This is a genomic window from Klebsiella sp. 1SOBk10mer (assembly GCF_046602535.1).
Classification (GTDB): domain Bacteria; phylum Pseudomonadota; class Gammaproteobacteria; order Enterobacterales; family Enterobacteriaceae; genus Klebsiella; species Klebsiella quasipneumoniae.
The window spans coordinates 361,164-376,013 of the sequence record NZ_JBKIUP010000005.1 but is presented as its reverse complement, the minus strand read 5'-3'; the positions used below and the strand labels follow the sequence as shown (position 1 = coordinate 376,013).

Below are 14,850 nucleotides of genomic sequence, written 5' to 3'. Positions count from 1 at the left end.
GTCCCACCTGACCCCATGCCGAACTCAGAAGTGAAACGCCGTAGCGCCGATGGTAGTGTGGGGTCTCCCCATGTGAGAGTAGGGAACTGCCAGGCATCAAATAAAGCAGAAAGCCCAGTCGAAAGACTGGGCTTTTTTGCGTTTGTGTCATCCGGGGAGGGTGCCGGCATGCCTCCCCGGTGGCGCTGCGCTTACCGGGGCTACGGATCCTGAGCCACAAAACCTGGTGCGCAGCACCGTCTCCAGGCAGACCACTATGCCGGTTCGCTACTATCAGCAATAATTATCACATTAATAGGTTATCTTTACATTTCCCTTAGTAATACTATGGTTTATCTTCCCTGCGTGATGTACCAATGCATCGCTCTCCTGACGGAGAAAATATTAAGCAACTCGCTTATCTTTCATCCTGTTAACTGGTTAAACATTAAATGAAAAAACCGCTAATTGGGATTCTGATTTTCGCTTATGGATTAAGCTCACCTCTGTTTGCTGCCGAAACCGCCAACCTAACGCTTTCCGGGCGGGTCGTGTCAGAAACCTGCAATACTGATATTGTGAATAAACAACCTCTGCAGCGCTGCGGAAAAAATACCTATCTCATTGCCTCGAAAAATATAGCGAATCACGCGCGTGGTGTGGTCACTCGTACAGTGAATTTATCCAATGATACGAGTCGAAAAATAATTATCAGCAGCTACGATTAAATACCTCTCTCTATTTCAGCGCTATTATATTGTGTTCTGCTAAATAATAGCGCTGCATCTTCTTCATATATATTAACGCGTTAGCGAAATTACGGAATTATTCCCGCCGCTGAATACATCACTCCCATTTATGGCGACAATGGGTATGCTTCTCGCCGGTTTTTTGGCTTAATGAGCGATATCATTAACACTTTGTTAACTTGATCTGGTTTATATGACAGCAAATTTGATATACAAAGAGGGATGATTGCCTGTATGGATGCTGCCCGACGTACCTTGCGTTATCTGCTTTGGTTATCGGCTGGCAATATGAGAATAGAAATGAAAATCCTGCTTAACTGGTCGCCGTTGCGCCGGCTCTTCACTTACCTTCAGGAGCGCTTTACCTTTCTGGTGCTGCTCTGCTGGCCAGCGATAATCTGGCTGTTCTGCCGGGTCGGCGTATGGCTTACGGATAACCTGTATGAACTGCTGGGGAAATCACCCGCCCAGTCTTTTACCGTCTATCTGCAGCCGTTTATGACCCCCGGCACGCTGCTGCGCATCTCCATCAGCTGGGTGGTGTTGCTGTTCATTCTCTTCAGCATGGCGATGGCCTTCACCTGGGGTCTGCGCCACTTTATGAACCGCCACAAATAAACCATGCGGGCCGCCGGGAGTCGACAGCCCTTCTTAAGTCCTTATGCCATTTGACCAATCGTTTTGCGAAAACGCAGCAGGGCGATAGTAAAGAACACCGCTCCGATAGCCAGCAAGGTTAAGAACTGCGGCCAGACGATACTGAAGCTGGCGCCGCGGTACAAAATCGCCTGCGCCAGACTGACGAAGTGGGTGGTCGGCATGGTCAACATGATATCCTGAACCAGCTGCGGCATACTTTCCCGCGGCGTGGAGCCGCCGGAGAGCATCTGCAGCGGCAGCAGCACCAGGATCATCAGCAGCCCCAGCTGCGGCATCGAGCGGGCGAGGGTGCCCATAAAAATGCCGATCGAGGTTGTGGCGAACAGGCTGAGCGCCACCCCCAGCATAAACAGTAGAATCGACCCCTCAATGGGCACCTGCAACATCCCCTGTACCATCAGCACCAGCGACAAACCGGAGACCACTAGCACCACCAGCCCCATCGACCAGATCTTGGCCATCATGATCTCAAACGGCGTGACCGGCATCACCAGCAGATGCTCGATGGTACCGTGCTCGCGCTCGCGGATCAGCGCCGAGCCGGTGAGGACAATGGCCAGCATGGTGATGTTGTTGATGATCGCCATCACCGCGCCAAAGCGCTCCTGTTCCAGGTTAGGGTTAAAGCGCATTCTTATCGCCAGCTCTACCGGCAGCACGCTGTTGTCCCGATAGCGGGCAATGAAGCTGTTTACTTCGCCGCTAATAATATTCTGGATATAGCCGTTGCCGGTAAAGGCCTGGCTCATGCGCGTGGCGTCGACGTTGACCTGCACTTCCGGCTGGCGGCCGGCCAGCACATCGCGCTGGAAGTTAGGCGGAATATTGATGGCGAAAGTGTAGCGCCCGGCATCCAGGCCGGCGTCCATCTCATCGGCGGTAATCAGCTCCGGTTCGAGAAACCAGGGGCGGTAGAATGCGTTAATAATGCGTGAAGAGAGCTGCGACTTATCCATATCGGCAACCGCAATCGGCGCCAGGTGTAGCGAGCCGGGCATCACCGTGGCTGAGGAGTACACCGACACCGTAAAAGCAAACACGATCAACGCCAGCATCGCTTTATCACCCAGCAGGCTACGCAGCTCTTTGACGCCAAGATTATAAATATTGCGTAATCCGCGCATCACCCCTCCTGTTTCTTCAGCAGCAGCACGCTCAGCCCGAGCACCAGCGGCACTGCAATCAGTAGTGGAATAAAGGAGCCCCACAAATCGCTGAGATTCAGCGCTTTGGAGAAGGTGCCGCGGGCGATAGTCAGGAAGTGGCTGGTCGGGTAGATTTGCCCAATCCAGCGCCCGGGGCCTTCCAGCGACGCTACCGGATCGATCATCCCGGAGAACTGGGTCGCCGGGATTAGCGTAATGATGGCGGTGCCGAAAATAGCGGCGATTTGGCTCTTCATAAAGGTTGAGATCAGTAGTCCCAGTCCGGTGGCAATGGTGACGTACAGCAGCGCCGCCAGGCTTAGCGTCAGGAAGCTGCCCTTATGTGATACGCCAAAGACGAAGACCGACAGCGCACACAGCAGAAAAAAGTTAAACATTCCCAGCATGATGTAAGGCACCTGCTTGCCGAGCAGGAATTCGCTGCGGGTGGTCGGCGTCACGTACAGGTTGATGATCGACCCGAGCTCCTTCTCACGTACCACGCTCAGGGCGCTGAGCATCGCCGGGATCATCATCAGCAGCAGCGGGATCACCGCCGGGACGATGGCCGGGAGGCTCTTCACGTCCGGGTTATAGCGATAGCGGGTCTCGATGGAGATGAGCGAGGTCTCACGATTCGGGCTACTTTGCTGCCCGGCCATCTCCTGCAGCCAGGCGAGATGCATGGCCTGCACGTAGCCGCGCACCGTCTCCGCGCGGTTTGGCATTGCGCCATCCACCCAGACGCCGATTTGTACCGGCGTGCCGCGGGCGATATCGCGGCCAAAGTTCGGCGGGATCTCTATCGCCACCGCCAGTTCGCCGTCGCGCATCCGCCGGTCGAGCTCATCGTAACTGCGCAGCGGCGCCTGTTCGATGAAGTAGCGTGAGCCGGCGATATTCTGCGACCAGCCCTGACTGCTGAGGGTTTGATCGCGATCGAGTACCGCAAAGCGCAGATCCTCGACGTCCATGCTGATCCCATAGCCCATGATAAACATCAGGATCACCGTTCCCAGCAGCGCCAGCGTCGAACGTACAGGATCGCGGCGCAGCTCCAGCGCTTCGCGGCGGCTGTAGCTGAACAGCCGTTGCAGACTGAAGGCCTGGCGCGGGGCCGCGCGTTCTGGATGGGATGCTGCAGCAGGCGCAAGTTCCTCAGGAACTGCGGCGGTTGGCTGCGCCTCCTGGAGCCAGGCGATAAACGCCTCTTCGAGGCTGGCGGCACCGCGCTGTTCGACCAGCGCCTGCGGCGTATCGCTGGCCAGTACCTTGCCGGCGTGCATCAGCGAGATGCGGTCGCAGCGTTCCGCCTCATTCATAAAGTGGGTGGAGATAAAAATGGTCACCCGATCCTGACGCGCGAGGTCGACCATCAGCTGCCAGAACATATCCCGTGCCACTGGATCGACCCCGGAGGTGGGTTCGTCGAGGATCAGCATTTCCGGGCGATGGATGACCGCCACCGCCAGCGACAGACGCTGACGGATGCCCAACGGCAGGGCGGTGGGCAGGGCGTCTTCCACCTCGCTGAGCATGAAGCGCTCGCTCATTTCCGCCACCCGACCGGGGATTTCGCCGTCCGGAATATGAAACAGGCGGGCGTGCAGTTCGAGGTTTTGCCGGACGGTCAGTTCGCTATAGAGCGAGAAGGCCTGCGACATATAGCCCACCCGCTGGCGGGTGGCGATATCCTTCGGATCGACCGGCTGGCCGAACAGCCAGGCTTCGCCTTCGCTGGCGGGCAGCAGGCCGGTGAGCATCTTCATGGTGGTGGATTTGCCGCAGCCGTTGGAGCCGAGGAAGCCGAAGATTTCACCGCGCGCGATGCGGAAGTTAACGTGGTCGACGGCGACGAAGTCGCCAAAGCGCATGGTCAGCCCACGGGCTTCGATGGCGATCTCTTCCTCGCGGTCGTCGCGCGGCGGGATTACCACCGCCTTATGCGCCTGGCGCTGCGCTTCCGGCAGCAGGGCGATAAACGCCTGCTCCAGCGTCTGGCTGCCGGTCTGTACTTTCAGCTCCGCAGCGGTACCGGTCGCCAGCACCTCGCCGACGTTCATCGCCACCAGCCAGTCAAAGCGCTCAGCCTCTTCCATATAGGCGGTGGCCACCAGCACGCTCATCTCCGGCTGGCGCTGACGAATGCTGTCGATAAGCTCCCAGAACTGCGCCCGGGAAAGCGGGTCGACGCCGGTGGTAGGTTCATCGAGGATCAGCAGCTGCGGGTCGTGGATAAGGGCGCAACATAAACCCAGCTTTTGCTTCATCCCGCCGGAGAGCTTACCCGCCGGGCGATCGCGAAACGGCGCCAGCCCGGTGCTCTGCAGCAGCTCGTGGATACGTGATTCGCGTTCGGCTTTATCATGGCCAAACAGGCGGGCGAAGAAGTCGACGTTTTCATACACCGAGAGGGTGTGATAGAGGTTTTTCCCCAGTCCCTGCGGCATCCAGGCAATCTTCGGGCACACCTCGCGGCGATGATGAACGTCGCGCATATCGCCGCCGAGCACCATCACATTACCCTGCTCAATGGCCCGCGCCCCGGCGATGAGAGAGAGCAGGCTCGATTTGCCGACGCCGTCCGGGCCAATCAGGCCGACCATGCGCCGCGCCGGGATCGCCAGGCTGATATCCCGCAGCGCCACGGTGGCGCCGAAGCGCTGGCCAACGTTGTCCAGCCGGGCAATGGGGGGCGAGGTATCCAGTGGCGTCAATATCATTGCGGCAACCTCACCGTCAGGTCTTCTGGCCAGGAGTGCTGGTTATCCAGCCGCACGTAAGCCATGCCGGGCAGGCCGGTTTTGACATACTCCAGGTGCTGCGCCAGCAGCTCCGGCGGGATGCGCGCTTTGACGCGGAACATCAGTTTGAGACGCTCGTCGCGGGTCTCCACCGTTTTCGGCGTAAACTGCGCGACGCTGGCAACAAAGCTGATATTGGCCGGGATCACCAGATCAGGGGCGGCATCAAGGATCAGCCGCGCTTCGCTGCCAAGCGCCAGCAGGCCCGCCTGTTCGGTGGGCAGAAAGAAAGTCATATAGACGTCGGCGAGATCGACCATGTTCAGCACCCGACCACCGGCGGCCAGCACTTCCCCCGGCTCGGCGACGCGATACTGAATACGGCCGTCGCGGGGCGCCTTCAGCTCGCTATCGTCAATATCGGCAAGGATCCGCCGCTCGGTCGCCTGGGCCGCTTCGACGCGGGTTTGCGCCTGAATAATGCTGGTGCGGGCGGCCTCGATGGCGGCGCGGGCGGCGGAGACCTGGGCTTTCGCCGACTCCAGCGCCGCGCGGGCGCTCTCTGCCGCGGCGCGATCGTCATCCAGCTGCTGGGCGGAGACGGCGCCGCGCTGCGACAGGGCATTCGAGCGGACGTGACGTTTCGCTGTGGAGTCGAGCTCCGCCTGACGCTGCTTCACAACCGCTTCGCTGGCGCGCATTTCACTTTGCCGCTGATCGAGCAAGGCTCTGGCGGCCAGGACCGCGCTTTCCGCTTCCTTGATTTGCGCGGCGGCTTCAAGACGCTGCTCGTTCAGTACACGGGTATCCATTCTCGCCAGCACCTCTCCCTGGCGCACGAACTGACCCTCTTTGACCAGAATGGTGTCGATACGCCCGGCGATTTTGCTGGCAATATCCACTTCGGTGGCTTCTATTCGTCCGTTGCTACTGGCAAACCCCTCCGGGAGGCCCGGCGGGCGCAGCAGCCACCATGCCGCGGCGGCGAGTACCACCAGTAAGCCGACAAAATACCCTGTCCAACGTTTCTTTATTTTGTCCATACGCGACTCGCTTGGTTCCCTGTGCTGAGTGATACGCGTGTCTCCTCCGGCGGGCGGAGCGTCCTCCTTGCGAAGGACGAATAAAGAGGGGAAGGGCCGCTGACGCAGCGCTCTACCGCGTCGATGCGCAGCCGAACGCTGTACTACTTATGTGGTCATCATCAGCGATCCTGGCCTTAATGAAACACGCATAGTGAGAGCTACCGTTAACGCGATAGTAACATCCGTGGCGGGCTTGTCCATACGAAAGGCAGGGTCTTGTCGACGTGTTAACAAAATATCCACTACCGGCAACATTTCATCACCTCAGAACAGCACCGGCAGCCCCAGACCACGTTTCACCTCATGCAGCGTCTGCTGCGTCAGCTGGTGGGCGCGCTCGCTGCCCTGGCGCAGCAGATCCAGCAGCATCCCTTTATCCTGAATAAAGGTGGCTCGCCGTTCGCGGATCGGCGCCAGTAGCGCCTGCAGGCAGGTCTCCAGTTCATTTTTACACTGGCGATCGCCCAGCCCGCCGCGCTGATAGTGGGCTTTCATCTCAGCCACCAGTGCTTTATCGCTATGGAAAGCGTCGAGATAGGTGAACACCACGTTGCCGTCGACATGCCCCGGATCGCTGACTCTCAGGTGTGTCGGGTCGGTATACATCGCGCTGACCGCGCGGTGAATCTCCTCTTCACTGGCCGATAACGTCAGCGTATTGCCAAGCGATTTCGTCATTTTGGCGTTGCCGTCGACGCCCGGCAGGCGGCTCACTTCGCTGAGGAGCGCCTTGCAGTGGCGCAGCACTGGCGCGCCGGTGAGGCTATTCATCTTATGGACGATCTCGTTGGTCTGCTCAATCATCGGTAGCTGATCGTCGCCCACTGGCACCAGCTCGGCCTTGAAGGCGGTGATATCGGCGGCCTGGCTAATCGGATAGGCAAGAAAGCCCACCGGCAGCGAACGGGCGAATCCTTTCTGGGCAATCTCATTCTTGACCGTCGGATTACGTTCCACGCGGGCGACGGTGACGATATTCATATACAGCGCGCTGAGCTCCGCCAGCGCGGGCAGGGCGGACTGCAGGCAGATCGTGGTGAGCCTGGGGTCAATGCCGACGGCCAGATAATCGGCCATCACTTCGAGGATATGGTGGCTAACTTTTTGCGGATTGCTGCCGTTGTCAGTGAGCCCTTGCAGGTCGGCGATCAGGATAAACTGCTGGTGGTCGTGCTGCAGCGCGACGCGCTGGCGCAGCGAGCCGACGTAATGGCCAAGATGTAGCTGGCCGGTGGGGCGGTCGCCGGTGAGAATGGTTTGCGGGTGATTCATCAGGAACTCCTTATCAGACTGTTCAGCCGAAAGACGTCCTGAAAACACCAAAGCCGCCTTCCGGCGGCTTTGAAAATGGAAACGTATATCGTGCCGCCTGTTATGCAGGCAGCCACCAACGGCGGGGATAGGTCACGATCGCGTTTCTGTTCATCTTTTTATCCTGCCACGAAACCATAGTGGGGTAAACCCTGTTTGGTAAAACGCCCGGCGGCGCTGCGCTGGCGCGGGCCTACGGACTGCCCGCACAGGCCGGGTAACAGGATAAAACGACCGCTGTTACATGGTCGAGAAGACGTTCATGATCACGCCGCCGGAGATAATCAGCGCCATGGCGATAATGGCCGCCAGGTCCGGTTTCTGCTTATAGAGGATCATGGAGCAGATGGTGACGCCGACGATACCGAAGCCGCACCACAGCGAGTAGGCCACGCCCACAGGGATGGTGCTCATTGCGCGGGTGAGGGCGAAGTAGCAGAGGCCGTAGGCGCAGACCACCAGCACCGAAGGGGCCAGTTTGCTGAAACCGTTGGTCTTTTTGATCATCGAGGTGCCGGTGATTTCGGAGCCGATAGACAGCGCCAGCCATAAAAATCCGAGATTAAACATAGGGGGTATTCCTTTCCTGTTAGTTAGCGATGTTCTTATCCATGGCGGCGGCTGGCGCGGCGGGCGCCGCCTCTTCGCTCGCTTCGGAACCCATTTTCGAGAACAGGTTCATGATAATGATGCCGCTGGCGATCACCGCCATGCCGATGATGGCGGCGGTATCCGGGTGCTGGCCGTAGAATGCCATTCCCAGCGTCGAGACCACCAGAATGCCGGTGCCGGACCAGGTGGCGTACGCCAGGCCGACCGGGATATCTTTCACCGCCCTTGAGAGCGAGTAATAGCAGGTGCAGTAAAGCGCAATCAGCAGCCCGAGCAGCAGCATTTTGCTGCCGCCTTCGCTGCTACCGAACATTTTTAACGTCGAGGTTGCCGAGGTTTCGGAGAGGATAACCAGCAGCATCCATAACCAGCATTTTGTTTTCGAAGACATCGTTAAGCTCCAGGTTTTTCGTTGGGTAAGGTCATATCTTTCTGTTTTTTAAGTAATCAATAGCCGCATCGGTCAGCTGAGCGCGCGGGGCCGCCGCCAGCGCCGGATTATTCACCACGTCTGTGACGGTAAGATAACGGCGCGGTTCGCTGCTGGCGGCGGCCGGCGCGGTGGGTGCGTCCAGCTTCGCCAGCAGCTCATTCATGGTGCCGAGGAAGACGCCGCAGGCTTCCAGACGAGCCAGCGTGGCCTGCAGATGCCCGGCATAGGCGCTGCCGGCCTGCGCGCCGCGCAGCTGGTTGAGCTCGCTGTGCGGATCGCAGTGGTAGCGCAGGGCCAGAACCGGAATACCCGCCAGCAGCGCCTCGTGCGCGCAGCGGGAAACCGGATTGCGCAGGGTGCCGTTCAGCAGATCAGAGGCTTGCGGATAATCGAGAAAAGGCAGCAGTACCCCCCGCCATGGCGCTGACGGCAGGGCATCCTGCCAGGCCGATGACGGGATAATCTCGCCCACCTCTCGCCAGGCGGCGGCGTCGGCGAGACCCTCCTCCAGCGCGAGGCGCAGCGGATAGCCGCTTCCCGCCAGGCGTTGGCGGATAGCTGCGCGGTAGCCGTCAGCGGCGGTCACCATCACCAGTACCGGCGGCCGCAGGCGCTGCAAAATCCGCGCAACTACACCTTCAATCTGTTCGTCGGTCATGGCGAGCCTCCGTTAGCCGATGAGCGTCACCTGCGCGCCGTTTTTTAACCCGGCGGCATTGGCTTCTTCGGTGTCGATGTGAAATTCCAGCGCGAAGTCATCGCGCACCCGCACCACCACTTCATCGAAAGTCAGCTGGCGCTCGCCGTTGCTGCGCACGCTGACCTTCTGGCCATTGCTGACGTTGAGCTGGCGCGCGTCCTGCGGCGACATATGAATATGCCGCCAGGCGCAGATCACCTGAGAATGGAGCTCAACGTGACCGGCGGGGCCAATCAGCAGCGCGCTACCGGCATTCTCCAGTTGCCCGGACTCACGAACTGGCGCTTGAATGCCGAGCGTGAAGCAGTCGGCGCGCGACACTTCCAGTTGCGATAGCGGGCGGGTCGGGCCGAGGACGCGAACGTTGGTCAGCGAGCCCTTCGGCCCGACGGCGGTTACGCACTCCTGGGCGGCAAACTGCCCCGGCTGGCGCAGCGGTTTGAACGGCGTCAGGCTGTAGCCTTTACCGAACAATGCCTCGACGTCCTGTTGCGCGAGATGGACGTGGCGGTTGGAGATCCCCACCGGGATCGCCGGCGCCGTTGCGCTCAGGCGGGCGACGATTTTTTCGCGAAGCAAAGTGTCGATCATGACTTCTTCCCTTTCTTCAGCGCAGGGTGCTTATCTTCCGCTTCGTTCGGGATAGCGGGCGGAACGATGGGTTCCGGGGCGGTGATAACCACCGGTTCGTCCGTTTTTTCCTCGCGCGGAGGGTTGCCTTTGAGGTTGCTTAACGCTTCAACCACGCAGCGCTCCGGACGGGCAATGACCAGCGACTTCACGGTGTGCTCGGCGCCGGCAACCGCCACGCCGCGTTCGATAGCGGTGTGGATGGCGCTGATTTCCCCTTCAAAGCAGACGCTCACCAGCCCGGAGCCTGGTTTGCGATAGCCAATGCAGGTCACTCCGGCGGCTTTACAGGCGGCGTCGACGGCCTGAATGGCGGCGACCCATCCTCGCGTTTCAATTACGCCTAAACTTTTCATGGTCGGCTCCTGTTAATGGCGGACTAAGCGAATATCAAAATCAAATTGCCGGAAGAAGGCTTCCAGCCGGTCCAGTTCATCCGGCGAATAAGACGGGTCCTGGCTAATCGGGTAGGGCATATCCAGTCGTTCGTACTTTTTGCGTCCCAGCTGGTGGTACGGCAGCATGTCGATACGGCGGATATTCCCGCGCTTCGCCAGCTTCTGTACGTAATCAATGGCGCCGGTAATGGCGTCGAATGAGTCGTTGTAGCCGCGAATGAGCGGCATACGCACAATGACGTTGGCGCCGGAATCCACCAGCCATTCGAGATTGCGGCGGATCCCTTCGTTGCCGATGCCGAGCATCGCCTTGTGGTGTTCGCTGTTAATCTGCTTAATGTCGAATAAGAAGGTGTCGGTGACCGGCGCCAGCTTCTGGTAGTTGGCAAGTGGGGTGGTGCCCTGGGTTTCGACGGCAGTGTTAATCATCATCTTTTTGCATTCGCTGAATAAGGCGACGGCAAAATCGGTCTGCAGGCTCATCTCGCCGCCGCCGATGGTGACGCCGCCGCCGGAGGAGATGTAGAAGTCGTAGTCCTGCATGATGATCTCCATCAGCTCGCTGACGGTGACGTCCTTGCCCATAATGTCCAGCGCGTTCTGGGTGCAAATCTCTTCGCATTTGCGGCAGCCGATGCAGTCTTTATGGCGGTCGACGAAGTGCTTCATTTCGCCGTTCTCTTCCGCCCGATAATGAATACCCGCCGGACAGACGCTGACGCAGTCGCCGCAGTTAATGCATTTGTCGTGCGAGAACATCACCTGGAACTGGCTGTTCAGCCCTTCCGGGTTGGCGCACCACGGGCAGCGAATGTTGCAGCCCTTAAAAAACACCAGCGTGCGAATGCCATCGCCGTCATAGATCGAATATTTCTGGATATTGAAAATGCGGCCCGTTAATTCTTGTTTTGCGATCACGCTTGCCTCCCGCTCCGTCCCGTTACGGGACGGAGAACTTCCGGTTATTTCTCAAATACAGCTCATTTAATTCTCTTTAAGAGAACTAGAACTTCTCAATCACCGTACGGCTGATGATCTCGTCCTGGACCTCTTTGCACAGCTCAACGAAGTAGGCGCTGTAGCCGGCGACGCGGACGATCAGGTCGCGGTATTTATCCGGCTCCTGCTGCGCCTTCTTCAGCACTTCGTTATCGACATAGCTGAACTGCATCTGGCCATTGCCGAGAATCGAGGCGGTACGCAGCAAGGTAATCAGGCCATGGCGACCTTCCGGGGTATCCAGCAGCCCTTTGAGGAATTTGAAGTTGTGCACCATGCCGATGTTCATGGTTTCCACGTTCATCTTGCTGACCGACTTGATAATCGCCGTTGGGCCTTGCTTATCCGCGCCCTGGGTCGGGCTGATGCCGTCGGAGAGCGGCATCCACGCCAGGCGGCCGTTCGGCGTGGCGTTGGTCAGCTCGCCGATGGGCGTGTTGTTGGAGATAGACAGGGTGCCGTGGCTGAGGGTCGAGTAGAGCATCTTGTACTTACGGCACTCTTTCTCGGTCCATTCGGTAATATCCAGCGCGTACTGGTCGACATAGTTATCGTCGTTACCGTATTTCGGCGCGTTCAGGCAGTCGCGACGCAGCGCTTCGTAACCTTCAAAGTTGGCCAGCAGCGCATCGCGGATCTGCTCAAGGGTGTATTTCTTCTCTTCGAACACCAGCTTGCGGATCGCCGCCATCGAGTCGACGTAGGTCGCCAGACCGGAGAAAATCAGCCCCGGACCGTGGTTGACCATCGCGCCGCCGGCGGCGACATCTTTGCCGCTTTCCATGCAGCCTTCGACCAGCAGCGACATCAGCGGCTTCGGCGCCACATCGCGGTGGACGCGCTGGCTGATGACGGTGCCGATAGCCGACAGGCGCACGATATGGGCGATCTGCTGTTTTACCGCCGCGTCGAATGCTTCGAAGGTGCGCAGGTCGCGCAGATCGCCGGTGTCCAGCCCCTGATAGCTATCGAACAGCACCATCCGCCCGCGGTTAAGCACGAACTCGATAGCGATAGGCCACTGGGTGTAGCCGGTGGAGGTCCACTGGTAGATGCGCCCGGATTTCTGCGGTTCAACGCAGCCCATCAGGCAGTAATCGCGGGCGTCTTCAAAATCGAAGCCTTTGCGCAGCATCATCTTGATGTGGGAGTCATCGAAGTGGCAGGCCGGGAAGCCCATTCCCGCTTTCACCACGTCGACGATTTTTTCCATGTATTTCTGCGGCGACTGGTTGTGGATACGGCAGGCCAGCGACGGCTGGTAAACCTTCACGAAGCGCACGGCGTCCATAATCAGATAGGTCAGATCGTTACAGGCATCGCCGCCGCTACGTTTCTGGCCGCCAACGGTGAGGTTGATAAACGGCTGATAACCCGCGAAATATTTCGCTCCCAGTTCGCTCGACATCCACATCAGTTCGGCACATTTGATGATAAACGCCTGCAGCAGCTCCAGTGCGGTGTCGTGGGTCAAGCGGCCTTCGCGGATATCGGCTTCGAACATTGGATAGCAGTACTGGTCGACGCGCCCCAGCGACAGCCCGGTCTGGTTCTCTTCGATTTCAAACAGTGATTCGACGGTCCAGATACTCTGCAGCGCTTCCTGCAAGGTCTTCGGCGGATTGGCCGGCACGTTTTCGTTGACGTCGGCGATGGTCAGCAGCTCGGCGCGGCGCTGGGCGTTTTGCTCTTTAGCCGCCAGTTCGCGGGCATGGGCGGCGATGCGGCGAGCGTAGTTGACCACCCCTTCGCAGGTTTCAATCGCCGCTTTGTAGTAGTAAATGCGGTCGATATCTTCCGGGTTTTCCATGCTCAGGCTGGCCAGATGCGCCTCGGCATCGGCTTTAATGCCGTTCATCCCTTTGGTGAACAGCAGCACGTCGTAGCCCGGGCAGGTATCGCCGCCGCCGTTAATCTGGTGATAGGAGAGGTCGCTGACGAAGGTCTCGCCGCTGAAGGCCCAGACGCCAGCCTCACGGTATTGCGCTTCGCAAATCTCATCCAGCGAACGGCCTTCCCAGAATGGGACGATCTCTTCGCGAATGGTTTTTTTATCCGCTTCGCTGATCTCAAACGGATCCTGCGGGCGGGTGCTCATGGTGTCGAGCTCGTCGCGCACCCAGCGCCAGGCGATATCCGGCGAGAAGGCGCCCGCGCGCGGCTTACCGCACGGGTGGCCGACGATCAGCTCATCGTCCTGAATCAGAATCGGCGCAGTTTCGCAGGCGTGGCGGAAGGCTTTCGCTCGCAGCAGAATGGTCGGCATGCCTGGGTTGGCTTTCACCACTTCGGTAAAGGCCAGCGCGCGATAGATAGAGACGCTCGGGCGTACCGTCAGATAGTGGTTACGCAGACGCTGCATACGCGGGGTCAGCCCTTCCATCACCGGCGTGTCTGCGCAGGCGGCGAACGGCGCGTGGCTGACCTGTTGTGCGCCGCTAAACAGACGCACCGGCAGATTCAGCGCGCTGAGGTTACGCTGGGCGCTGATGAACATCGCCGAGAGTTCGTTCACCTCGGCATGCTCAAAAGCGGCGCCATGCAACATGGCGTCGAGCATCGGATAGCCGTCAATGGCGCAGGCGGCGCGGACTTCGCTCAGTTCCGCCAGCTTGAACCACAGGCACTCCACGAGCTCATACGCCTGCTGGGTATTCAGCGCGCCGCTGTTGATATCGCGCTGGAAGTAAGGCAGCAGCGCCTTGTCCGCCCCTTCCGGGTTGACTGCATAGCTGCCGTTATCCAGCTGGAGCGCCAGCTGGAACAGATAGAACGCCTGGCAGGCTTCTTTGAAATTACGCGCCGGATGGGCCGGCACGTGGTGGAGAATGGCTGCGCTATCGAGCAGCTCGGCTTTGCGATAAGCATTGGTCTCCGCCGCCGCCAGCTGCTCGGCGCTGTTGGCCAGATTTTGCGCCAGCGCCAGCAGGGCGTCGCAGGCGTAGATGGCGGCGCGGCAGCCGTTGACTTCATCCATACCGCTGCGGCTGACCGCGCTGCCGAGTGCGCGGGTTTTCTCTTCCAGCTGGTGCTTAATCGCCAGCACCCCTTTTTCGACCACCAGCCTGTAGTCCGGCGAATCCAGATCGCTGTTGAGGTTGAGGAACTGGAAAGCCGATGGGCGACGGGTCGCGTTTTCGTCATGGAAAATCGCCCCGTGCGGTTTACGGCTCTGGTTGCCGACAATGAGTTCGTCGGGGCTGATGGTCAGCGGCAGCTGGCGCATCAGTTCATAGAAACGGCGCGCCGGTTTAACGGCGGCGGGAACGCCCGAGATATCGCCATCCAGGGCGTTCAGCGTGGTGGCATGTTCGGTGCACAGCGTGCTTTTCTGGGCGAGTAAACGGTCTGCCAGCACTTTGACGCGCGGCGTTAAGCTGTAGTGTGCCATGGGTAAGGTTCTCC

General features: G+C 59.2%; 13 protein-coding genes and 1 rRNA gene. 3 read left to right on the top strand and 11 right to left on the bottom strand.

What is annotated here, in order from left to right:
* The 3 genes from rrf to ACLH1I_RS16205 form a co-directional block, all read left to right on the top strand.
* Positions 1-95: ribosomal RNA gene (gene rrf / locus ACLH1I_RS16215) — 5S ribosomal RNA — on the top strand; the annotation flags it as partial.
* A gap of 336 nt (positions 96-431) precedes the next feature.
* Positions 432-707: a DUF2574 family protein gene (locus tag ACLH1I_RS16210; RefSeq protein ID WP_004204116.1), complete on the top strand. Its 276-nt coding sequence runs from the start codon at positions 432-434 to the stop codon at positions 705-707.
* A 321-nt stretch (positions 708-1,028) separates the two neighbouring features.
* On the top strand, positions 1,029-1,346 hold the full coding sequence (locus ACLH1I_RS16205) for a hypothetical protein (RefSeq protein WP_004204117.1): 318 nt from the start codon (positions 1,029-1,031) through the stop codon (positions 1,344-1,346).
* Between the two features lie 41 nt (positions 1,347-1,387).
* Here the strand turns inward: ACLH1I_RS16205 and ACLH1I_RS16200 are convergent, their stop codons facing one another.
* The 11 genes from ACLH1I_RS16200 to cutC all read right to left on the bottom strand — a co-directional run bounded on the left by ACLH1I_RS16200 (position 1,388) and on the right by cutC (position 14,836).
* Positions 1,388-2,512: an ABC transporter permease gene (locus tag ACLH1I_RS16200; protein ID WP_023319637.1), complete on the bottom strand. Its 1,125-nt coding sequence runs from the start codon at positions 2,510-2,512 to the stop codon at positions 1,388-1,390.
* Complete coding sequence (rbbA, locus tag ACLH1I_RS16195; protein WP_151629108.1) at positions 2,512-5,256, bottom strand: ribosome-associated ATPase/putative transporter RbbA; 2,745 nt, start codon at positions 5,254-5,256, stop codon at positions 2,512-2,514. The genes ACLH1I_RS16200 and rbbA overlap by 1 nt, the downstream gene beginning before the upstream one ends.
* A complete protein-coding gene (locus tag ACLH1I_RS16190; RefSeq protein WP_017899150.1) occupies positions 5,253-6,320 on the bottom strand; it encodes an HlyD family secretion protein in 1,068 nt (355 codons plus the stop codon). The genes rbbA and ACLH1I_RS16190 overlap by 4 nt, the downstream gene beginning before the upstream one ends.
* A gap of 306 nt (positions 6,321-6,626) precedes the next feature.
* On the bottom strand, positions 6,627-7,634 hold the full coding sequence (gene trpS / locus ACLH1I_RS16185) for a tryptophan--tRNA ligase (protein WP_017899149.1): 1,008 nt from the start codon (positions 7,632-7,634) through the stop codon (positions 6,627-6,629).
* 279 nt (positions 7,635-7,913) lie between these two features.
* The gene (locus ACLH1I_RS16180) at positions 7,914-8,243 is read right to left on the bottom strand and encodes a DMT family transporter (RefSeq protein ID WP_004204123.1); all 330 of its coding nucleotides are present in this window, start codon (positions 8,241-8,243) and stop codon (positions 7,914-7,916) included.
* 19 nt (positions 8,244-8,262) lie between these two features.
* Positions 8,263-8,676: a DMT family transporter gene (locus tag ACLH1I_RS16175; RefSeq protein WP_017899148.1), complete on the bottom strand. Its 414-nt coding sequence runs from the start codon at positions 8,674-8,676 to the stop codon at positions 8,263-8,265.
* A gap of 31 nt (positions 8,677-8,707) precedes the next feature.
* Positions 8,708-9,376, bottom strand: coding sequence for a hypothetical protein (locus ACLH1I_RS16170; protein ID WP_004204125.1), 669 nt, complete (start codon positions 9,374-9,376; stop codon positions 8,708-8,710).
* Between the two features lie 12 nt (positions 9,377-9,388).
* Positions 9,389-10,009 carry a phosphate propanoyltransferase gene (locus ACLH1I_RS16165; protein ID WP_004204126.1) on the bottom strand — a complete coding sequence of 207 codons (621 nt, stop codon included), beginning with the start codon at positions 10,007-10,009 and terminating at the stop codon, positions 9,389-9,391.
* On the bottom strand, positions 10,006-10,404 hold the full coding sequence (locus ACLH1I_RS16160) for a BMC domain-containing protein (RefSeq protein ID WP_004204127.1): 399 nt from the start codon (positions 10,402-10,404) through the stop codon (positions 10,006-10,008). Before ACLH1I_RS16160 ends, ACLH1I_RS16165 begins: the two co-directional genes overlap by 4 nt.
* A gap of 12 nt (positions 10,405-10,416) precedes the next feature.
* Positions 10,417-11,364 (bottom strand): choline TMA-lyase-activating enzyme, encoded by a 948-nt coding sequence (gene cutD, locus ACLH1I_RS16155; protein WP_023319643.1) that lies wholly within the window; start codon positions 11,362-11,364, stop codon positions 10,417-10,419.
* An 85-nt stretch (positions 11,365-11,449) separates the two neighbouring features.
* A complete protein-coding gene (gene cutC, locus ACLH1I_RS16150; RefSeq protein ID WP_151629110.1) occupies positions 11,450-14,836 on the bottom strand; it encodes a choline trimethylamine-lyase in 3,387 nt (1,128 codons plus the stop codon).
* Between the last annotated feature and the right edge of the window lie 14 nt (positions 14,837-14,850).